Here is a 21,043-nt window from a genome sequence, read left to right as displayed (position 1 = left end):
TGGACAGATCTGTCCGCTGCGCTGAAAAACGCCGCCCCTGGGCAAGGAAACAGCGGCTTCGCGGTCTGATCCGTCCAGATCCAGCAGTCTGCGCGACCGCAGGTGCCGCTTGCGGCAGAAAATCCTTGTCTAGCGCTCGGATACAGGCGATCTTCACCTCAAACGACACGCCACTTGGGGAATGCAGGTCAAGGGCTCTTCATCTGTGCAGGAGTCGCGTTGCCCCCGGAAAAACAGCTGAAACTCTGAGCATTGGAAAGGTTGAGTCTTCCTGGCAGCACCTTGATTGGGTCCACATATCGCGACTGCGTCCCGCTGCTTCGACTTTTTCCGAACACCAGACGCTGCGCTTGACTAGGCACATAGCTGGGCAGGCTCCTGTGACATTTTCCGTTCAAAACCGGCCATGCCATCTGGCGACGATCCATGCACGAAGGCTACTTTTATGAAATTCAATATCTCTGCGGTCATTTCCCTGACGCTTCTGGCGTCTTTGTCTCCAGCATTCGCACAGGTGGGCGATCCGGGCGAAAGCCTGCGCCCGGCCAAATTGATGGTCCTGGAAGAGGCCGCCGACTTCGTCGAGCGGCGGTTTTTCGGGCGAATCGCGGCCAGATCGACCGTTGATCTGTCCTTTCGGGCGGGCGGCCAGATTGAGGAACTGCCTATCCGACAAGGCCAGTTTGTCGAAGCGGGCACTCTTCTGGGACGACTTGATCGCGGTCCCTTCGAACGCGCCGTGAATGAGGCGCAGGTACAGCTTAATCAGGCCGAACGGCAGTTGGCACGTCTCAGTAAATTGGGGGCGGGCGTCGTAGCCCTAGCTGAAATCGAGAATGCCCAGAGCACACGTGACGTGGCACAGGTGGCCTATGAGGATGCATTGGACAGCCTGAACTATGCCACGATGCAAGCTCCCTTCGACGCGCTCATCTCGCAGCGACTGGCGGATCAATATGCGACAGTTGCGGCGGGCGAACCCGTCGTTCGAGCACATGACATGAGCGAAATCCAGGTTCACATTCAGGTGCCGGAAATCCTGTTCCGCCAGTTCGGCGGCCAGCTGGAGTTTCAGGCCAGCGCGCAGATGGTCGTCGACGGCCCTCTTTATCCATTGGAATACCGCGAGCTGACCGCCGAGGCTGCCGAAGCGGGCCAGACCTATCGCGTAGCCTTCGCGTTCGGCGAGGATCAGCCCGAAAATCTGTTGCCGGGGGCCTCGGCCACGGTTCAGGTCACCGTCCAGCGCCCGGGCTCGGACAGCGTCGTGACGCTGCCGGCCAGTGCGCTGCGCTATGCGCCCGATGGCCGCCCTCAGGTGCTGGTTTATCGCCCCGATGACGCCGACCCCGATCGCGGCACGCTGGCCAGTCGCAGCGTCACGATCGAACCCGCCGGGGGCACCAGGTTTTACATGCTGGACGGTCCCGAGCCGGGCGTGACCATCGTCGCCTCGGGCGCGGCGATGCTGGCTGACGGGACGCGGGTAGGCCGCTTTACTGGTCTGTCCAACGACAATGGTCCTACGCCCGAGGCGTCGCAATGAACCTAGCACGTAAGGCGATCGACGCGCCGCTTCTGACTTGGCTTTTGATTCTCGGCTGCCTTCTGGGCGGCCTGTGGGGGTATGCGACCGTAGGCCGGCTGGAGGACCCGAGCTTTACCATCAAGCAGGCGGTGGTGATCACCTCCTATCCCGGGGCCTCGGCGGAACAGGTCGCCCGCGAGGTCAGCGAGCCCCTAGAATCCGCGATCCAGCAGATGGCCTCGCTGGACACGGTGACCTCGTCGAACAAGCCCGGCTCATCGCGCATCGATGTCGAAATCCTGTCTACGGTCAGTGGGGCCGAGCTGCCGCAGGTCTGGGACGAGCTGCGCAACCGCGTGGCCGATGCCGGTGCCCAATTGCCCGAAGGCGCGAACCTGCCGGTCGTAAACGACGATTTCGGCGATGTGTTCGGGATCTTCATGGCGGTGACCGCGCCCGGGTTTTCGGATGCCGAGATCCACGAGATCTCGACCTATCTGCGGCGCGAGATCCTAACGGTCGAGGGCGTGTCGAATGTGGCCATCGCCGGTTTGCCGGAAGAGGCGGTCTATGTCATGCCAGACATGGCCATCGCATCCAATCTGGGTGTCCCGCCCGGCGCTTTGATCGACCAGATCAGCGCGGCGGCAGCCGTGTCACCCTCGGGGTCTTTGGCGGCGGACGGCAACCGCTTCGGGATCGACGTGCCGCGCGGCACCAACAGCGTCGATGCGCTGCGCGAGCTGACCGTGAACGTGGGAACCTCGGTATTTCAGATGACCGACATCGCCACGGTCGAACGCGGTCGCGTTCCCACCCCGCGCGAAATCATCCGCTTTGACGGGCAAGAGGCGTTCACGCTTGGCATAGCGGGTGTGTCGTCGCAGAACATCGTCGATATCGGCATGCGCGTCGATGCCAAGATAGCCGAACTGTTGCGGGAGCTGCCCCATGGCGTGCAGCTCCACCCCATTTATCAGCAACATCTGGTCGTGGACGAATCCTCGTCCGCATTTCTGGTCAATTTGGCGATGTCGGTGGCGCTGGTGGTGGTGGTGCTGGCGCTCTTTATGGGATGGCGGTCGGCGGTCGTCATCGGATCGACGCTGTTTCTGAACGTGATCGGAACGTTCTTCTTCATGTCGCTTGGCGGGATAGAAATGGAGCGGATCTCGCTTGGCGCGCTGATCATTGCGATGGGGATGCTGGTCGACAATTCGATTGTCTTGGCCGAATCGATGCAGATCAAGATGGCCTCGGGCAGCTCGTCCCGCGACGCCGCCGAGGATGGCGCGAAGCGGGTCCAGCTGCCGCTGCTGGGCGCGACGGTGATCGGCATCATGGCCTTTGCCGGCATCGGCCTGTCGCCGGATGCGACGGGCGAGTTCATGTTCTCGCTGTTCGCGGTGGTGGGGATCTCGCTGCTGCTGTCCTGGGTACTGGCGCTCACCGTCACGCCGCTTCTGGCCCATTACGTCTTCAAGCGCGGCAAGGGCGACGGTGAGGGTGGCGATTACAATGGCCCAGTCTTTCGGGCCTATCGCACGGTACTGGGTGGGGCGCTGAGGGCGCGCTGGCTGTTTCTGGCGGCGATGATCGTCATCACCGTGCTGTGCTTTCGCGGCTTTGCCTCGGTGCCCCAGCAGTTCTTTCCCGACAGCAGCACGCCGGTCTTTTATGCGCATTACAAACTGCCGCAGGGCAGCGACATCCACAGCGTGTCGGACGACATGCGCAAGGCCGAGGAATGGTTGCTGCAGCGCGACGAGGTGACGTCGGTCGCGACCTTCGTAGGCTCGGGGGCGACGCGCTTCATGCTGACCTATTCCCCAGAAGAGGCGCTGCCCAGCTATGGCCATCTGATCATCCGTACCGCCACGACCGAAACGATCCCGCGGCTGTTGGAGGATCTGAACGAATTTGGTCGCGAAACGCTGCTTGAGGGCGAGTTCCGGACCGAACGTCTGGCCTTTGGTCCCGGCGGCGGCGCGCCCATTCAGGCGCGGATTTCGGGGCCCGATCCAAAGGTTCTGCGCGCGCTGGCCGATCTGGTCAGCACCACGCTGACCCGGCAGGATGCGGGATTGATTGATATCCGGACTGACTGGCGCGAATACGAGCCCGTGCTGATCCCAGAATATGCCACGCAGCGCGCGCAGACGGCCGGGATTTCGCGCGCCGATCTGTCAGATGCCGCGCTGATGGCGACCGAGGGCCTGCCCGTCGCGATCTATCAGGAAGCCGACAGGCAGATCCCGATCCGCCTGCGCGGCAGCGGCGCCAATCCCGATCTCGCCCAGCAGATCGTCTATTCCGAGGCTGCCGAGGATTACGTCAGCATGGAGCAGCTGATCGAACGCGTTGGATGGGAGCCCCGCGACACCCTTATCCAGCGCCGCGACCGGGTTCCGACGATCACGGTCGAGGCGGGGATCCCCACAGGGGGCAATGCATCCGATGTCTTTTCTACCATCCGCGCCCCGGTCGAGGCAATCACCATGCCCGATAGTTATGTCCTCGAATGGGGAGGGGAATATGAAAACAGCACCGACGCGCAACGCAGTCTGGGCCAGCAATTGCCGGCTTCACTTCTGATCATGGTGCTGATCTCGATCCTTTTGTTTGGCAAGCTGCGCCAGCCGCTGATCGTGTGGCTTCTGGTGCCCATGGCCGTCAACGGAGTGGTGATCGGTCTTCTCATCACCGGCCTGCCATTCTCCTTCACCGCGCTTCTGGGGCTGCTGTCACTGTCGGGGATGTTGCTGAAGAACGGCATCGTATTGGTCGAGGAGATCGATCTGGTTCGGGCAGAGGGCATGCCCTTCCGAAAGGCGATCATTGAAGCATCGACATCAAGGCTGCGCCCGGTCGTGCTGGCGGCGGTCACCACAATCCTGGGGATGGCTCCGCTGTTGTGGGATCCATTCTTTGCCTCGATGTCGGTGACCATCATGGGCGGTCTGGCCTTCGCAACTATCCTGACCCTGATCGCCGCGCCGGTCCTCTATTACGTGTTGTTTAGCAAGGAAAGAAAAATGGAGGAAGGCGGGAGTGCTAATCCGGTCGGGGCAAGCGGATGATGCGCGGCCTTGCGGCGAATGGGGCTGCCTTCAGGTCACCCATGACAGCACCTGCTGAGAGGCTTCGTGGCGCTAGCAGACTCCGGCAGCAATGCGCGTCCCGCAAATCGGGTGCAGATCAGCGGTAACGGCCTGCGGGACGTGTTTGATAGACAGCCAGCGGCGGCTGGAACAATGGATAATGGGAGAACTGGAATGACCAACGCTCAAGGGTGCTTGCACGCGAACAGGGCATCCTGCCTTTTGATTATGGCCATCACCCTGTTCCTTGGCGGGTGCGCTGCCAGACCCGGTCCTGAGGTTCTGCGAACGATCGAGGCGCGCGTTCCCGGCGCGCAGACCGTCACCATCTATGCCGCCACGACCCGTGAGCGGGCGGCTGAGAACGCTAATGTCTTCACCTCGGGGCGTGCCAGCCAGCCGAACTACTCGTCCTTCGATATCTCGGTGCCGCCCAACCATCAGCCAGGCGTGATCGAATGGCCGGACGAAGAGATCGACCCGCAGACCAGCTTTGCCACGGTCGGGCAAAGCATCCTGACCCGGCAGGGCTTCCTGCAAAAGGTCGCCGCATCGCAAGACAGCAGAAAGGACGTGCTCATCTTCGTGCACGGCTATAACTACAACTTTCCCGAGGCGCTGTACCGGCTGACCCAAATGACGGTCGATGCCGATCTGGACAACACTCCGATCCTGTTCGCCTGGCCTTCTCAGGCTGCCATTGCGGGCTATGTGGCCGACAAGGAATCCGTTACCTATTCGCGCGATGCGCTGGCCGATCTGCTGGCGGCGCTGGCGCGGGACCAGCGCATCGGCACGATCACCGTCTTTGCCCACTCGATGGGCGGCTGGCTGACGGTCGAGGCGTTGCGCCAGCTGCGCCTGTCGGGGCAAAATGACATCCTTGACCGCCTGACCGTCGTGCTTGCGGCGCCCGATATCGACGTCGATGTGTTCCGCGCGCAGATGCAGGTCCTCGGCCCGATGACGCAGCCGATGGCAGTGCTGGTCTCGCCCGATGACCAAGCCCTGCGCGTCAGCAACCGGCTGAGCCGCACCCGCATGCGCGTCGGCGCGCTGGACATCACCGACCCGGCCGTGCAGCAGGCCGCGCGAGAGGCTCGCTTGGCGATCATCGACATCTCCAGCCTCGAGGCTTCGGACGGCCTGAACCATGACCGGTACGTCAGGCTGGCCTCCTTCTACGCCAATCGGGGGCGGGAGGAGGAGACGGCCCTGGCCCTAGTCTTCGCCGCACAGGGGCCTTTGTATTCAACACGGTCGGCGCCACCCTTTCCAGCCCATTCTCGATCGTGGGCGAGGCTTTGGCGGGTGAGTAGGACCATCCCGCAGACCCGGCGTGGACGACGGTGGCTTGCCGGGGCTGCCTTCACGCTTGTCGTGCTGATCGCCGCAGCCCTGGTGGGGCTGGCCCTGAGGTATCAGCTGGATGGATTCGCGCGCTGGTTCTGGATCCTTGCCGTCGGCGTGACGGCCCTTGCCATTCTGGCGCTTCGGGCCGCCGGGCGACGCGGCGCGAGCCGGGCGGTGCTGCTGCCCCTCGTCGCCGTGGCTTTGGGATGGTGGCTGACGATCCGGCCCTCGGGCGATCGGGACTGGGCGCCAGATGTCGCCCATGGCGTGACCGCGCGGATCGAGGGGCAGACCGCCATTCTGGAGAATGTCCGCAATTTCGAGTGGCGCAGCGAACAGCATTTTACCCCGCACTGGGAAACGCGCCGCTATGATATCGGCGCGTTGTCCTCAGTCGATCTAGCAACATCGACATGGGGCAATCCAGCCATCGCCCATACGCTGATCAGCTTCGGCTTTTCTGACGGCGCCTTCCTGACCTTTTCAGCCGAGATCCGGCGAGAGCGGCACGAATCCTTTTCCGAGATCGGCGGCTTCTTCAAGAAATTCGAACTGGTGATGATTGCCGCCGACGAAGCGGACATCCTTCGGCTGCGGACCACCATGCGCCGCGAGGATGTCGCCCTGTACCCGTTGGACCTGACAGCGTCGCAACGCCGGGCGCTGTTCCTGACCTATCTGGACAAGGCGAACCAGCTGGCCGCGCAGCCCGCCTTCTATCATACGATTACCGCCAACTGCACCACGATCATCTTTCAACTGGCCCGGGTGGTCGAGCCGGGCATCCCGATGGACTGGCGCATCCTTCTATCCGGCTATCTGCCAGATTACCTGCATGACCATAGGGTGACCGGCGCCGGGCTGCCGCTAGAGGAGGTCAGGACTGACGCCCGTATCAGCGCCAAAGCACAGCAGGCCGACCCCGCCATTCCCTATTCCATTGCCATCCGTGCCGAGGATCCCCCCCGGCGCTGACCGTCGCCTTGCTTCCGCCGTTATCCTCGACTTTTCTTTCCTTCGCAAAACATAGAGGGTGTCATCCCCGGATTTCGTACGCCCGAGGGAAAGAGCGGCTATAACGTCCTGATTTGGTCCGCCGTTGGCGAATTCTTCAATTATGAGCGGATTTCGAAACCCATCCGGAAGCGTGGTAATATAGCTGTTTTCCGGGTTATCCTCATTGAAAACGCGCCATCGCAAAAGGCGCGCGCCGCACGTCGCCGCAAGAAGGCCTGACGATCAGGACCTGAGGCCGCATTCAAGGCCGGCGAGATAGGCCGATACGCCGGGCTCGAATGTCGCGTCGGGTACGAAGGCGCGGACGACAACGATGCCTTCGGAGATGTTTGTCTCGACGAAGACGGCGGTTCCCAGATCATCCGCCGGCGTGTTGCGCAATTCGGTGAGCTGGGCGGATGTCGCAACGAGGAAATCGAGCCGGTTATCGCTCGATGTGCGATCATTGATCGAAAAGATATTCTGTCCCGAACGATCATAAATCGACATCGACCAGTAGGGCACCGTGCCTTCCGCATGAAGATGGACAATCCCTTCCGACAGATCGATGCGACATGCGGCGGCTTCGAATAGCGGGTCGGGCAGATGCAACATGTTGACGCCGGACGCCGGATCGATCCGAACCGCTTCGTAAAAATCGGCCCGCGCTTCCAGTCGGGTCCAGACATCCGCCTCCGTCACATGCGGAATGAGAAGGAGGATCGCCCCATGGACGATGCCCGCACCGACGATGCCTACGAGCAGCGCGCGCAGGAAGCTACCCATCGCAGCGCTCCCTTCGGATGCCGGGCAACGAGACGTCGGCGAAATCGGCGGTGCCGATCATGGCCGTGTCGTAGACGGCGAGGATCAGGCGATAGGGCGTATCCGTTTCGATGCGCAGCCAGTTTCCAGGTGAGGGGTGGCGCGAAACCGTGATCGTGAACGCTCCGTCCGCATCGCGAAGAAGAGCCTGCGAATGGATGGCGTATGGTTGTGGCTGCCTGTCCGGTCCGACTGCGTGCAGGGTCCAGAAACGCGATACGGGCACGCCCCCGGTCACGACATAGTCGCAGCCGCCGCGAAGGACTTCGCCTGTGGAATCGCGGGTCGCGACCAGTTGCGCGCCTTCCGACGAGCCGAGCGCCAGCTTTCCCTCACGCGCGAACCTCGCCTTGGCATAAGGATCGGCATCCGGCGTGCCCTCGGTCGGGTTGACGGTCCATCCATCGACCGTCATGGCACCGAAATCCTGCACGTCTTCCATCATCCACCAGACGCTGCCCGCACCACCGCCTATGGCGATGACGAGCGTGAACACGATGAGGGTGAGCGATTTCAGCATTGCGGCCGGGTTTTCGATGATGCGCCGAATCGAAGGGCAAAGAGCGCGGACCGCCCGCCTTTACACCACGCGCCACCAAAAATCATGCGAGGGTTCAAAGCGACGAAAGCGTTTCCGGACGGCCGGGCAGACGCACGACCGGTGCCTGACGGAAGGCGTCCGACATGTCGACGAGAACGCGGGTCGTCCGGTTGGAGAGGAGGGCGGGTCGCTCTTCCTGCTCGTCCTGCTGCCCCTCGGTGCCGTCACTTGGCGCAGCCGCGATCTGGCTCTGGTCGACGAACGGATTGTCGATGCCGGGAATAGGCTTCAGTTCGACGTTTTGATGCGCGTAGGTCATCAGGCGCTGCCAGACCATCGCGGGCAGAGAGCCGCCCGTCATATTGTTGGTCTGGGAAAAGTCGTCATTGCCCATCCAGACGGCGGCCGTGTAGTTGCCGGTGAAGCCGACATACCAGGCATCGCGATATCCTTGGGTTGTGCCGGTCTTGCCGGCCGACCTGATCCCTTGCAGCGCTGCACGGCGCGCGGTTCCCCATTCGGGAATCTGGACGAGGATGGAATTGAGCGAGCCGAGCGCCTCAGCAGAAATCGCGCGATGCGGGGCCGGCGCATCGCGGCCGAAATCGTAAACAATGTCGCCGGCATGCGTCAGAAGCTGGCTGACGCCGTGGCGTGTGCCCGCATAGCCGCCATCGGCGAGCGTGTTATAGGCGGTCGCCTGATCCATGACCGTGATACTGGACGTGCCGAGCACCATGGTCTTGTGCGTGCTGACCTCGGATTCGACGCCCATCGCGTGTGCGATGTCGCGGATCGGCTCGGTACCGATATGCTCGCGCGCAAGGCGAACCGGAACGGTGTTGATGGAACGCACGAGCGCTTCGGTGAGCGTCATGCGCCCGGAAAAGCGGCGCGCATAATTTTGCGGCGACCAGCCGTTCCAGTTGATCGGACCGTCTGAAATGACCGATTGCGGCGTGAAACCAGCTTCCATCGCCGCAGCATAGACGTAGGTCTTGAAGGATGAGCCGGTCTGGCGCAGCGCGCGGGTGGCACGGTTGAACTGGCTACGGCCATAATCGCGTCCGCCAACCATGGCGCGAACCGCGCCGTTGTTCTCGATCAGGACGATTGCGCCTTCGGTGACGCGATATTCCGATCCGTGCTGGCGAAGATGGAATTCCAGCGATTCCTCGGCCGCGCGCTGCATGCCGAGATCGATCGTCGTGCGTGCGACGAGCGCATGAGGGCCACCGCGCGGCACGACCTTCTTGACCTCCTCGAACGCCCAGTCGAGGAAATAGTCGGGGCTATCCTGGCTGCCGCGATCAACCGGCGTCGCCGGGCGCAGACGGGCGGAAAGGACCTCGCCCTCGGACATCATGCCGCTGTCGACCATATTGTTCAAAACGACATTGGCGCGGCCGCGCGCGGCGGGAAGGTTGATGTGCGGGGCGTAATTTCCGGGCGCCTTGAACAGGCCAGCCAGCATGGCGGCTTCAGCAAGCGTCACGTCTTTCAACGGCTTGTCGAAATAGAAATCTGCCGCCGCCGCGACACCGAACGTGCCGCCGCCCATATAGCCGCGGTCGAGATAAAGCTGGAGGATCTCCTTCTTCGAAAGGTTGGCCTCGAGCCAAAGCGCCAGGAAGGCTTCCTTGATCTTGCGCTCCATGGAGCGCTCGTTTGTCAGGAACAGGTTCTTGGCGAGCTGCTGGGTGAGCGTGGAGCCGCCCTGCACGACCGAATTGGCGCGCACGTTTTGCGACATCGCGCGGCCAAGGCCGATGACATCGATGCCGAAATGCTCGAAAAAGCGACGGTCCTCGGTCGCCAGAACGGCCTTGATGAGATGGTCCGGCATTTCGTCGACCGGGACGGAGTCGCGCTGGATGATGCCGCGCTGGCCGATCTCCGTGCCGTAGCGGTCGAGGAAGGTGACGGCATATTCGCCCTGGCTTCGCCAGTCGCGCGCCGTTTCCTCGAAGGCAGGCATGGCGAGCGCCAAGATGACGATGGAGCCTACCGTGCCGAGGGTAAACGCTTCGCTCGACAACTCGACTATACCGCGTCGCCAGCCGGTGACCTTGAAGCGGCGGAAGAAGATCGTGACGTTTTCCCAGCGCTCGCGGGCACGAAAGCCTGCTTCGTAAAGCGACGAATCGATCCATGCGTCGAACGCGAGGAGACGGCCGGGCCGTCCTCTCTTCCTGTCGCGTCCCTCAAACGGATTTTTCATCGACCCACTACGCCCACGCCAAACCGCGCTCTTAGATCCTGCAACCAGGAGATGAGCGCGACATACCCCTTCGAAGGCCGAGTGTCGTTCAAATCCGCCTTTCTCACAAGGGAGGCTAGGGCACTTGCCACGCCATCGTGAATGGAACGCGATGCGTGCGTCGCGTTCGGGCAACACTCATCCCGCTTCAAATCAATCGCTAAAAAATAGGAATTTATTCTTGACACCGTGACGGTCCCGATGTAGTGTTCATGCATGGTCGCAAAATTGCGGCTGCGGCGGACGGATCGATCTGCCGCGCATCATCTCACGACAATTCATACGAGGGATTAATGAGCGGCGCTGACGGCGTTTACGCAGCGATGCGTCATATCCACGAAGGCGGAGAGGCGACGCTGGAAAGGCTTGCGACGATCGCCGGACGCTCGGCACGTTTCGTGGAGGCACGGGCAATTGCGGAAGGCTGGCGTGCGGCGACCAAGAGCGATCGGCCCTCGCGGCGCAAGCGCGTTGAGGCGCAATATGACCGGCTCATCGAAGAGATCGAGCGGCTGACGCTCGGCGGCGATGATGGGGAGGGGCTGACATTCGACAAGCCGCGCGTCGACACCATCATGGCGATGGTGAAGGCGCTCGAAAAAATCGGCGAAACCATGCGTTCCGACGAGGACGCAAAGGATAAACAGATAAAAGACGATGCCGAACTTGCCGCCGCTCTCAAGCGGATCGACGACAGAATTCACGAAATCGCCCGATATCACGGAGCACGACTGGGCAACGAAGAATCTGGGTGCCCATAGCGAGGCGCTGACGCGGGACGAATGGTATGCGACGGCGCATCCCGCGCAGTACCCGGTATCCACGCCGAAGCCGACCTGGCTGGTGCTGGGCGGGCGCGGTGCGGGAAAGACGCGGCTCGGCACTGAATGGGTGAACGCCGTGGTGCGTGGCCTGCCGCCCTTCGGACAGGAAAACCGGGACATGCGCATCGCGCTGATCGGCGAGACGCTCGGCGATGTGCGCGAGGTGATGATCGAGGGGCCGTCCGGCCTGATGGCGCAGGCGCGGCAGAACCGGCCGCGTTTCGAAGCGGGGCGGCGTCGGCTCGTGTGGGATTCGGGTGCAGTCGCTTACGCGTTTTCATCGGAAGATCCCGAAAGCCTGCGCGGGCCGCAGTTTCACGCCGCATGGTGCGATGAACTTGCCAAGTGGCGTCACCCGCAGGCCTGTTTCGACATGCTGCAATTCGGATTGCGGCTGGGTGAGCGGCCAGCTCAGATCATCACCACGACGCCGCGCCCGCTGCCACTGGTCAAGGCGCTGATCGCCGACCCGGATGTGACGGTGACGCGGCTGAAGACGAGCGATAACCGCGCCAATCTGGCGGCGGGGTTCATCGATGCGATCCGCAAGCGTTATGCGGGCACGCGGCTCGAACGTCAGGAACTCGACGGTGAACTGATCGAGGATCGCGACGGCGCCTTGTGGTCGCGTGCGCAGATCGAGACGGCAAAGCCGGATACGCGGCTGGAATTGATGCGGATCGTCGTGGCGGTCGATCCACCGGCAAGCTCGGGAAAATCGGCTGACGCCTGCGGGATCGTGGTCGCCGGGCTTGCGGGAGACGGGCGGGCGGTGGTGCTCGAAGACGCGACGGTGCAGGGGCTGAAACCGCAAGGCTGGGCCGCGCGTATTGTCGAAACCTTCCATCGGCATGAAGCCGATTGCGTGGTCGCCGAGGTCAACCAGGGCGGCGACATGGTCGGCGCTGTGCTCGCCGCGATCGACGCAAGCTTGCCGGTGAAACCGGTTCGGGCCTCGCGCGGAAAGTGGCTGCGCGCCGAGCCGGTCGCGGCCCTCTACCATCAGGGAAAAGTGGTACATGCGCGGCGCTTTCCCGAACTGGAGGACGAGATGTGCGATTTCGGGCCTGAGGGTCTGTCGAACGGGCGCTCGCCGGACCGGCTCGATGCGCTCGTCTGGGCGCTGAACGAACTTCTTCTTGGACGCGGCCGCGAGCCGCGTATCCGCAAACTCACCTGAAGGACATGCATATGGGATGGAACTGGCCTTGGGCGGCACGCTCCGGGAACGATGGCGCGCGCCTGGAAACGCGCTCGGCGGGCAGTTCGCCGGGTCTCATCGCGCTGCATCTGAATGGCGACGCGGTGTGGACACGGGGAGACTACGCTGCGCTCTCGCGCGAAGGCTTCATGCGCAATCCGGTGGTTCACCGATCGGTGCGCATGATCGCGCAGGCGGCTTCCGCGATCCCTTTCCTGCTCTACGAGGACGGGGAGGAACTGACCGACCATCCGCTGCTCGATCTCGTCGCGCGGCCGAATACGCGCCAGTCGGGACCGAGTTTTCTCGAAAGCCTCTACGGTCATCTTTTGATGGCGGGCAACGCTTATGCGGAGTTCGTCGAAACGGAAAGCGGCGCACGCGAACTGCATCTCCTGCGCCCCGACCGGGTGACGGTCGCGGCCGATGCGTCAGGCTGGCCGGTAGCGCTGGAAGAGCGGCAGGGTGCCGGTGTGCGACGTGTCGCATTGGGTGCAGGCGAGGGCGGTGGGGCGCATCACTTCGCGCTCTTCCATCCGCTCGACGATCATTACGGATTTCCGCCGCTCAAGGCGGCGCTGATGGCGCTCGATATCCACAATTCCACGGGGCGCTGGAACAAGGCGCTGCTCGACAATTCCGCGCGGCCGTCCGGTGCGCTCGTCTATGCGCCGAAAGACGGCGGCAACCTGACGGACGAGCAGTATGAACGGCTGAAGAACGAACTGGAGGAGGGCTATTCCGGCGCGGTGCGGGCTGGGCGACCGCTGCTTCTGGAGGGCGGACTTGACTGGAAGGCGATGGGCCTGACGCCGAAGGACATGGATTTCATCGAGGCGAAGAACGCGGCGAGCCGCGACATCGCGCTCGCTTTCGGCATCCCGCCGATGATCCTCGGCATTCCCGGCGACAGTACCTATGCGAACTATCAAGAAGCGAACCGTGCCTTTTATCGCCTGACCGTTCTGCCGCTGGTCGAGCGCATCGCGCAGGACCTCGGCGGCTGGCTCGGCCCGCGCTTCGGGCGGCGGCTTAAGCTTGGCTACGACGCCGACCGGATCGAGGGCCTGTCGGTCGAGCGCGAGGCGCTGTGGGCGCGGGTCGGCGATGCGGAGTTCCTGACGGACGACGAAAAGCGCGAAGCGGTCGGCTACGGGCCGCGCGCGATTGGCTGAGGAGGCTGACATGACACAGGGTTTCGAAGCGACCTGGCTATGGGTCGCCAAGTTTGCCGGCGCTGTCGCCGGATCGGCGATCTCGGTCGCCTACGTGCTGCCGCGCGGACCGCGCGAGGCGGCGCTGCGCTTCACGGTCGGCGTCGTTTCCGGCCTGATATTCGGCGGCGCAGCGGGCCTGAAGATCGCATCCGAACTCGATGTCGGCAGCACGCTCGGCGCATTCGAGATCATGCTGATGGGGTCGGCGGCGGCGAGCCTCAGCGCCTGGTGGGCGCTCGGTCTCGTTATGCGGATATTCGACCGGGCCGACGCCGGCGCGAAGGAGAAAACGCGACATGAGTGAGGGTGCCAAGGTGATGTTGGAACGCAAGCTGGTCGATGTCGCCATCGAGGGCGTCGAGGATGACGGGACGTTCGAAGGCTATGCGAGCCTGTTCGACCGGGTGGATATGAGCCGCGACATCGTCGAGCGCGGCGCTTTTTCCAGCGCGATCGCGCGGCGTGGCGCGGGCGGTATCCGCATGCTCTTCCAGCACGATCCGGCGCAGCCGATCGGCGCGTGGACATCGATTGCGGAAGACGAATACGGGCTGAAGGTTCGTGGTCGCCTGTCGCCGGGCTCGGAAAAGGCGCGCGAAGTGCGTGCGCTGATCCGCGACGGCGCGCTCGATGGATTGTCTATCGGCTTCAAGGTGGTGCGTGGCCGGACCGATCCGAAGACCGGCATCCGCCATATCCGGCAGGCCGATCTTTGGGAAATCTCCGTCGTGACCTTTCCCATGCAGGAGGGCGCGCGGATTTCGCTGAAAGGCAACGGACTGCCCACTACCCGGCAATTCGAGCGCTGGCTGACGCGGGACGCGCAGCTCACGCGAAAGGAGGCGAGGCATGTGGTGGCCCACGGCTTTGCCAGTTTGCGACGCGAGCGGGACGCCGCGCCGGAAGGAACAGCGGCGCTGGCGGAGGCGATCCGCAGGGCCGCACATCAGATCAACGAAAGGACCATTCTTCGATGAACCATTCCATCGAGACCAAGGCAGTCGGCGCGGATGTCGCGGATGCCTTCGACGAGTTCATGACGACGTTCGGCGCGTTTCGCGAAGCCAATGACGGTCGCCTGGCGCAGATCGAAAAGCGCATGAGCGCGGACGTGTTGTCGACCGACAAGGTCGAACGCCTGTCGAATGCACTCGATCAGCAGAAGCGCGCACTGGACGAACTGACGCTGAAAAAGGCGCGGCCTCATCTGGGTGGCGCTGGCGTCACGGGCGTTTGCCTCGAACACAAGCACGCTTTCGAAGCCTATGTGCGCGGCGGTGAGGATCGCAATCTGCGCTCGCTGGAACTCAAAGCCATGAACTACGGTTCGGGCCAGGACGGCGGCTACCTTGTCCCCGACGAGATCGAAGCGGCCATCGGTGTGCGGCTGCGCGATCTGTCTCCGATCCGCTCCATCGCGACCGTTCGGCAGGTTTCCGGCGCGGTGTTGAAAAAGCCTTTCGCGGTCAACGGGCCGGCCGTAGGCTGGGTCGGAGAGACGGCGGCGCGTCCGCAGACGGATACCGCGGCGTTGCAGGAACTGCAGTTCCCGACGATGGAGCTCTACGCGATGCCGGCGGCGACGGCGGCTTTGCTGGAGGATTCGGTCGTCGATCTCGACGCCTGGATCACGGCAGAGGTGGAGACGGCGTTTGCCGAGCAGGAGGGCGCTGCCTTCGTGACCGGTGACGGCGTCAGCAAGCCGCGCGGCTTCCTCGACTATGGCAGCGTCGCGGAGGCGAACTGGCAGTGGGGCAGCCTTGGCCACGTGGCGACCGGTGTCGATGGCGCGCTGCCGGCCGACGATGCCTCCGATGTTTTGATCGACACGATCTATGCGCTGAAGAGCGGCTACCGCCAGAATGCGAACTGGGTCATGAACAGGCGCACGCAGGCCGCGATCCGAAAGCTGAAGGACGCCGACGGCAACTATCTTTGGCAGCCGCCCGCCACGGTTGGCGGCCGCGCGATGCTGATGGGCTTCTCGGTTGTCGAGGCCGAGGATATGCCCGATATCGGCAGCGTCGCAACGCCGATCGCTTTCGGCGATTTCGCACGCGGCTATCTGGTCGTCGACCGGGCGGGCGTCCGGGTCCTGCGCGATCCCTATTCCGCCAAGCCGTATGTGCTGTTCTACGTAACCAAGCGCGTCGGCGGCGGCGTGCAGGACTTCGACGCGATCAAGCTGGTAAAGTTCGCCGCTTAAGGCGGATCATCGAGCAAGCAGGCCCCGGCAACGAATTGCCGGGGCCTTTTCATTTTCGACAATCGAGGTGGCGATGACCGCATTTCGAACGACCGGCCCCGAGGCCGAGCCGGTGACGCTGGCCGAGGCAAAAGCACATCTTCGCTTGCAGCATGACAGCGAAGATGAATTGGTGTCCGGCCTGATCCGTGCCGCGCGTGAGGAAGTGGAGCGTGCGACAGGGCTGGCGTTGCTCAACCAGACATGGCGGAAGGTGCTGGATGCGCTGCCGCGCGACCGCATGGTGCGCCTGAGGCCTTCGCCGGTAAGGGAAGTGCTGTCCGTTACCGTGTTCGGCGCAGATGGCGAAGGCACGCTCGTCGATCCGGCGCATTATACGGCCGACGGCGTATCGCGACCCGCACGCATCGTGTTTCGCCGACCGCCGACGCCGGGCGCGGCGCTGAACGGCATCGAGATCGACTATATCGCAGGACATGGCGAAGCGGGCGCGGACGTTCCCGACCTGTTGAAACGTGCGATGTTGATGCTGGTCGCGCACTGGTACGAGTTTCGCGGTGTCGTCGGCGCGTCGGGACAGCCGGTTTCCTATCCGGCCGGCTACGATCGGCTGATCGCGCCGTTTAGGCAAAGGCGGATCGCATGAGAACCGAATTCATCGATCCGGGCAGGCTGCGAACGGAACTGATCGTCGAAGACGTGATCGTCGCCGGTGACGGTGCAGGAGGGGTGACGGAGAACTGGGTGGAGGTTGCGACACTCTTCGCTCATGTCGAGCCGAAACGGGCCAATATGCGCTTTGGCGCGGACCAGCATCAGATTGACGTCACGCATCGCATCACGCTCCGCTACCGGCAGGATATTTTTCGGCGCATGCGGTTTCGAAACCGGGAGCGTGTGTTCGAGATCAGGTCGCTTGTCGATCCCGACGAAACGCAGCGCTATCTCGTCTGCGAAGTGCGCGAGGCGGGCCGATGAAGACCGCAATCCGCGTTACCACCAACGACCTGATCCGCAGCCTGCGCTCATATCTTCACGGTATGGCAGACGATCTGGCGACGGGATATCGTCGCGGCGGGGATCGCCGCGAACGCGAGCGGGAGGAGGCAGACGATGAGCGCCGCCGCATTTGAACTGCAAAAGGCAATCTTTGCCAGACTGACGCAAAGCGAAACGCTTTCCGCGCTCATGAACGGCGTGCGCCTTTATGATCAGGCACCCGCGAACGCGGTCTTTCCCTATCTGACGTTCGGGCGGACCAGCGCCTATGACTGGTCGACCGACACCGAAAGCGGCAGCGAGCATCTGGTCACAATCCACGTCTGGTCGAAAGAGCGCGGCAAGTCGCAATGCCATGCGGTTATCGAAGCCGTGCGGGGCGAACTGGATGACGCGGCGCTTATGCTCGGCGGTCATGCGCTCGTGAGGATCGGTGCCGAGTTCGTCGAGGTCCGATATGAGGACGAGCATGACGTGCATCACGGCCTGGCGCGCTTTCGCGCCCTGATCGACGCGGCCTGATCTCTCACCACATCGTCAATTTCTTCACCTGGAGACCATCATGGTTGCTCAAAAGGGCAAGGACCTATTGCTGAAGCTCGACCCGAACGGGCAGGGCGTGTTCGTCACGATCGCCGGTCTTCGGACCAAGCGGCTCGCTTTCAACTCCGAAACGGTCGACGTGACCAATGCGGATTCGGCGGGCCGCTGGCGCGAACTTCTGGCCGGCGCGGGCGTCCAGCGCGCTTCGGTAAGCGGCTCGGGCATCTTCAAAGACCAGAATTCGGATGCGCTCTTGCGCGAACGCTTCTTTCAAAGCGCAATCTCGACCTGGCAACTCGCGATCCCCAGCTTCGGCGTGATAGAGGGCGCATTTCAGATCACCGCACTGGAATATGCAGGCAGCCATGACGGCGAAGTGACCTTCGAGGCCGCGCTGGAATCGGCCGGGGCACTGACCTTTTCGGAGGCCGCATGAACGCGAACCATCGAAGAGGTGAGATCGTCGGGAAGCTCGATGGACGCGATTGGCGACTTTGCCTGACGCTCGGGGCGCTTGCCGAACTGGAAACGCGCTTCGAAGCGCGCGATCTTGGCGCGCTTGTGGAACGTTTCACAGAAGGGCGGCTCTCGGCGGGCGATATGGCGACGGTCATCGGCGCGGGGCTGCGCGGGGCGGGCAGCGGCGTATCCGACGACGATGTGCTTGCCATGCGGCATGATGACGGAGTGACCGGTTTCGCTACCATCGTCTCGGAGCTTCTGACGGCCACGTTCGGCGGGGAGCAGGCCGCCGCAAACCCTTGACCGCCGCAGCAGAGCCGACGAGCTGGTTTCCCTGGGACGATGTTCTGGAAACCGGCCTTGGCCTGCTGCGGCTGGACCCGGCGCAATTCTGGGCGATGACGCCGCGCGAATTCGCCTTTTGCGCGGGGATCGCACGCAAGCGGACCCCGACGCTGGAACGTGACGATCTGCGGGCTCTGATGGCCCGGTTTCCTGATATTTGAGGAGTGCTTCATCGATGGACGACAAGTTCACCGTGTCGATCGACGCCGATACGGCGCCGTTCGCTGCGGCTCTTTCCAATCTCGAAAAGCTGTCGTCCCGCTTCGGCGACCAGTTGAGCGGGGCTCTGCGCTCGGCGACGGTCAGCGGGCGATCGCTCGACGATATATTGCGCCGGATCGGCCTCAACCTTGCCGGCATGGCGCTAAGCCAAGGCCTGAAGCCGCTGGGCGGGATCGCGTCGGGCGCACTGTCGGGCATTTTGGGCGGACTGCGCGGCATCATGCCGTTCGCCAAAGGCGGTGTGCCGGGATCAATCACGCCGTTCGCGCAGGGAGGTGTCGTTTCCAGCCCGACCCTTTTTCCAATGGGACGGCAGACCGGATTGATGGGCGAGGCCGGCGCAGAGGCGATCTTGCCCTTGCAGCGATCCGCCGACGGACGGCTGGGGGTGGCCGCAAGCGGCGGTGGCGGCGGCGTGAATGTCGTCTTTAACGTGACGGCAAACGACGCAGCGTCGTTCCGCAAATCGGAAGCGCAGATCACCGGCATGCTGGCGAGGGCCGTCACGCGCGGCGCGCGGGGCATGTGAGGTGATGATGGAAAGCTTTCACGACGTGCGGTTTCCAACCGCGATTTCGTTCGGCGCGACGGGCGGGCCGGAACGCCGCGTCGAAATCGTGACGATGACATCGGGGCAGGAACGCCGAAACCTGCGGCAAAGCCGCTCGCGCCGCCGTTTCGATGCAGGAACGGGTGTGCGCGCGCTTGACGATCTTTCCGAGATCGTCGCGTTCTTCGAAGCGCGGCGCGGTGCGTTTCATGCTTTCCGGTTTCGAGACCCGTTCGATCACCGCTCCTGCGGACCAGGCATCGAACCGTCAGCGAACGACCAGACGATCGGCATCAGTGACGGCGAGGAAACGCGGTTCCAATTGACCAAGGCATATGGAGAGGGAGCGGACGCCTATCTCCGCGACATCGTGCTTCCCGTTGCAGGATCGGTAAGCGTTGCTGTCAATGGGTTTGCGCTCGATCCGAATGCATTCGAGGTGGACGTATTGATGGGTGAGGTCAGCTTGGCCGAACCGCCGGCGGTGAATGCCGTCGTCTCGGCCGGGTATCTGTTCGACATCGCCGCCCGCTTCGACGCCGAGAGGCTCGAAATCAGCCTGTCGTCCTTCAAGGCCGGGCAGATCCCGACAATCCCGATCGTGGAGGTGTTTCCATGACGGACGTTGCGACCACGCTGTGCTTTTGTTGGCGCGTGACTTTGAAGAGCGGTGACGTTCTCGGATTTACCGACCACGACAAGGCGGTTGATTTTCAGGGCACCCGTTTCGAGCCGCAGTCGGGCTTCACGCAAAGCGAGGCGCAGGCATCGCTTGGGCTCGCGGTCGATACGGCGGAAATCGAGGGCGCGCTTTCGTCCGCCCGTTTGTCCGAAGAGGATATCGATGCCGGGCTGTTCGACGGCGCGAAGGTGGAGACGTTTCGTGCCGACTGGCGCGATGCGTCGGCTGCGAAGCTGATCCGCGTTTCCGCGATCGGCAAGATCATTCGCCGCGACGGAACGCTCGTTGCCGAACTCGAAAGCCTGACCCGAAATCTCGACCGTCCAGCCGGACGTTATCTGCGGCGAAGCTGCGATGCCGAACTCGGTGACGCACGATGCAGGGCAAATCTTTCCGGAGCGATGATGGCGAACGGCACGATCGTCTCACGGCAAGGCGACAGGACATTCATTGTCGCCGGGCTGGATGGTTTCGCTGAGGGCTGGTTTGTGGCCGGTCGCCTGACAGTCGGCGACATATCGGCCAAGGTCGTTGCGCATCGCAAGGGAACCGCAGGCGTCCTGCTTGGCCTCGGCGAGGATCGCGAATTCGAAATCGGTACGGCGTTCACCATCATTGCAGGGTGCGACAAAACCTTTGCGACGTGCGCGGCAAAATTCGGCAACACGCAGAACTTTCGCGGATTCCCGCATCTGCCTGGCAACGACGCGGCTTATGGTTACGTCAGCGAAGACGGCGTCTTCGATGGCGGAGCGCTCGTGCCATGAGGCGCGACGACGTGCTCGCCGAGGCCGCGCGCTGGATCGGCACGCCCTACCGGCATCAAGGCTCGCGGCTGGGCGTCGGATGCGATTGTCTCGGGCTCGTGCGTGGAATATGGCGCGCTTTGTACGGATGCGAACCGGAAACCCTGCCTGTCTATTCGGCTCACTGGGCGGAAACGCGGACTGACGACCCGCTGGTAGAGGCGGCACGGCGTCACATGACCGAGATCGAACCGGGCGAGGCGTCTCCAGGAGACCTTCTCGTCTTTCGCTGGCGACATCATCTGCCGGCGAAGCATCTGGGCATTGCAGCTGAAAACGACATGCTGATTCATGCTTACGAGGGCCACTCGGTTGCGGCCTCGCCGCTGGTGCCTGCATGGCGATCGCGGATCGCTGCCGCCTTCATTTTTCCATCCTGATC

The 21,043-nt window shown here is 63.1% G+C and carries 23 protein-coding genes; 20 read left to right on the top strand and 3 right to left on the bottom strand.

Annotated elements, in window-relative coordinates; all coding sequences use genetic code 11:
- The first annotated feature begins 406 nt into the window (after nt 1–406).
- The 3 genes from ACX82Z_RS11840 to ACX82Z_RS11830 all read left to right on the top strand — a co-directional run bounded on the left by ACX82Z_RS11840 (nt 407) and on the right by ACX82Z_RS11830 (nt 6,957).
- On the top strand, nt 407–1,546 hold the full coding sequence (locus tag ACX82Z_RS11840; RefSeq protein WP_271886716.1) for an efflux RND transporter periplasmic adaptor subunit: 1,140 nt from the start codon (nt 407–409) through the stop codon (nt 1,544–1,546).
- Nucleotides 1,543–4,608: an efflux RND transporter permease subunit gene (locus ACX82Z_RS11835; RefSeq protein WP_127898212.1), complete on the top strand. Its 3,066-nt coding sequence runs from the start codon at nt 1,543–1,545 to the stop codon at nt 4,606–4,608. The genes ACX82Z_RS11840 and ACX82Z_RS11835 overlap by 4 nt, the downstream gene beginning before the upstream one ends.
- A gap of 195 nt (nt 4,609–4,803) precedes the next feature.
- Nucleotides 4,804–6,957 carry an alpha/beta hydrolase gene (locus tag ACX82Z_RS11830; RefSeq protein ID WP_459588983.1) on the top strand — a complete coding sequence of 718 codons (2,154 nt, stop codon included), beginning with the start codon at nt 4,804–4,806 and terminating at the stop codon, nt 6,955–6,957.
- 264 nt (nt 6,958–7,221) lie between these two features.
- Here the strand turns inward: ACX82Z_RS11830 and ACX82Z_RS11825 are convergent, their stop codons facing one another.
- The 3 genes from ACX82Z_RS11825 to ACX82Z_RS11815 form a co-directional block, all read right to left on the bottom strand.
- A complete protein-coding gene (locus ACX82Z_RS11825) occupies nt 7,222–7,764 on the bottom strand; it encodes a DUF1254 domain-containing protein (protein ID WP_459588981.1) in 543 nt (180 codons plus the stop codon).
- Complete coding sequence (locus ACX82Z_RS11820; protein WP_459588979.1) at nt 7,757–8,323, bottom strand: DUF1214 domain-containing protein; 567 nt, start codon at nt 8,321–8,323, stop codon at nt 7,757–7,759. The genes ACX82Z_RS11825 and ACX82Z_RS11820 overlap by 8 nt, the downstream gene beginning before the upstream one ends.
- Nucleotides 8,324–8,417: 94 nt before the next feature.
- Complete coding sequence (locus ACX82Z_RS11815) at nt 8,418–10,565, bottom strand: transglycosylase domain-containing protein (protein WP_459588977.1); 2,148 nt, start codon at nt 10,563–10,565, stop codon at nt 8,418–8,420.
- A 332-nt stretch (nt 10,566–10,897) separates the two neighbouring features.
- On the opposite strand from ACX82Z_RS11815, the gene ACX82Z_RS11810 reads away from it, so the two are divergent.
- From ACX82Z_RS11810 to ACX82Z_RS11730, 17 genes are all read left to right on the top strand, one after another.
- Nucleotides 10,898–11,365: a hypothetical protein gene (locus ACX82Z_RS11810; RefSeq protein ID WP_459588975.1), complete on the top strand. Its 468-nt coding sequence runs from the start codon at nt 10,898–10,900 to the stop codon at nt 11,363–11,365.
- On the top strand, nt 11,262–12,608 hold the full coding sequence (locus ACX82Z_RS11805) for a DNA-packaging protein (RefSeq protein WP_459588973.1): 1,347 nt from the start codon (nt 11,262–11,264) through the stop codon (nt 12,606–12,608). Before ACX82Z_RS11810 ends, ACX82Z_RS11805 begins: the two co-directional genes overlap by 104 nt.
- 11 nt (nt 12,609–12,619) lie before the next feature.
- Entirely contained in the window at nt 12,620–13,804 is a 1,185-nt protein-coding gene (locus ACX82Z_RS11800) for a phage portal protein (RefSeq protein WP_459588971.1), read from the top strand.
- Nucleotides 13,805–13,814: 10 nt separating this feature from the next.
- The gene (locus ACX82Z_RS11795; RefSeq protein WP_459588969.1) at nt 13,815–14,150 is read left to right on the top strand and encodes a DUF6107 family protein; all 336 of its coding nucleotides are present in this window, start codon (nt 13,815–13,817) and stop codon (nt 14,148–14,150) included.
- Nucleotides 14,143–14,823: an HK97 family phage prohead protease gene (locus tag ACX82Z_RS11790; RefSeq protein ID WP_459588968.1), complete on the top strand. Its 681-nt coding sequence runs from the start codon at nt 14,143–14,145 to the stop codon at nt 14,821–14,823. The genes ACX82Z_RS11795 and ACX82Z_RS11790 overlap by 8 nt, the downstream gene beginning before the upstream one ends.
- Nucleotides 14,820–16,052 carry a phage major capsid protein gene (locus tag ACX82Z_RS11785; protein WP_459588966.1) on the top strand — a complete coding sequence of 411 codons (1,233 nt, stop codon included), beginning with the start codon at nt 14,820–14,822 and terminating at the stop codon, nt 16,050–16,052. The genes ACX82Z_RS11790 and ACX82Z_RS11785 overlap by 4 nt, the downstream gene beginning before the upstream one ends.
- A 73-nt stretch (nt 16,053–16,125) precedes the next feature.
- The gene (locus ACX82Z_RS11780) at nt 16,126–16,698 is read left to right on the top strand and encodes a head-tail connector protein (RefSeq protein ID WP_459588964.1); all 573 of its coding nucleotides are present in this window, start codon (nt 16,126–16,128) and stop codon (nt 16,696–16,698) included.
- Nucleotides 16,695–17,030 carry a phage head closure protein gene (locus ACX82Z_RS11775; protein ID WP_459588963.1) on the top strand — a complete coding sequence of 112 codons (336 nt, stop codon included), beginning with the start codon at nt 16,695–16,697 and terminating at the stop codon, nt 17,028–17,030. The genes ACX82Z_RS11780 and ACX82Z_RS11775 overlap by 4 nt, the downstream gene beginning before the upstream one ends.
- On the top strand, nt 17,027–17,185 hold the full coding sequence (locus ACX82Z_RS11770) for a hypothetical protein (protein ID WP_459588962.1): 159 nt from the start codon (nt 17,027–17,029) through the stop codon (nt 17,183–17,185). The genes ACX82Z_RS11775 and ACX82Z_RS11770 overlap by 4 nt, the downstream gene beginning before the upstream one ends.
- Nucleotides 17,166–17,573 (top strand): DUF3168 domain-containing protein, encoded by a 408-nt coding sequence (locus ACX82Z_RS11765; protein WP_459588960.1) that lies wholly within the window; start codon nt 17,166–17,168, stop codon nt 17,571–17,573. The genes ACX82Z_RS11770 and ACX82Z_RS11765 overlap by 20 nt, the downstream gene beginning before the upstream one ends.
- A 40-nt stretch (nt 17,574–17,613) precedes the next feature.
- Complete coding sequence (locus tag ACX82Z_RS11760) at nt 17,614–18,030, top strand: phage major tail protein, TP901-1 family (RefSeq protein WP_459588958.1); 417 nt, start codon at nt 17,614–17,616, stop codon at nt 18,028–18,030.
- Entirely contained in the window at nt 18,027–18,359 is a 333-nt protein-coding gene (locus tag ACX82Z_RS11755) for a gene transfer agent family protein (RefSeq protein WP_459588956.1), read from the top strand. The genes ACX82Z_RS11760 and ACX82Z_RS11755 overlap by 4 nt, the downstream gene beginning before the upstream one ends.
- Nucleotides 18,356–18,562, top strand: coding sequence for a rcc01693 family protein (locus ACX82Z_RS11750; protein WP_459588955.1), 207 nt, complete (start codon nt 18,356–18,358; stop codon nt 18,560–18,562). The genes ACX82Z_RS11755 and ACX82Z_RS11750 overlap by 4 nt, the downstream gene beginning before the upstream one ends.
- Nucleotides 18,563–18,576: 14 nt before the next feature.
- Nucleotides 18,577–19,152: a phage tail tape measure protein gene (locus ACX82Z_RS11745; RefSeq protein WP_459588953.1), complete on the top strand. Its 576-nt coding sequence runs from the start codon at nt 18,577–18,579 to the stop codon at nt 19,150–19,152.
- Between the two features lie 4 nt (nt 19,153–19,156).
- Complete coding sequence (locus ACX82Z_RS11740) at nt 19,157–19,792, top strand: phage distal tail protein, Rcc01695 family (protein WP_459588952.1); 636 nt, start codon at nt 19,157–19,159, stop codon at nt 19,790–19,792.
- Nucleotides 19,789–20,622: a DUF2163 domain-containing protein gene (locus tag ACX82Z_RS11735; protein WP_459588951.1), complete on the top strand. Its 834-nt coding sequence runs from the start codon at nt 19,789–19,791 to the stop codon at nt 20,620–20,622. Before ACX82Z_RS11740 ends, ACX82Z_RS11735 begins: the two co-directional genes overlap by 4 nt.
- On the top strand, nt 20,619–21,041 hold the full coding sequence (locus tag ACX82Z_RS11730) for an NlpC/P60 family protein (RefSeq protein ID WP_459588949.1): 423 nt from the start codon (nt 20,619–20,621) through the stop codon (nt 21,039–21,041). The genes ACX82Z_RS11735 and ACX82Z_RS11730 overlap by 4 nt, the downstream gene beginning before the upstream one ends.
- Nucleotides 21,042–21,043: the final 2 nt, after the last annotated feature.

It is taken from the genome of Aliihoeflea sp. PC F10.4 (assembly GCF_054612275.1).
The sequence above is the reverse complement of the archived record's forward strand: the minus strand, read 5'-3'. Positions and strand labels throughout refer to the sequence as shown.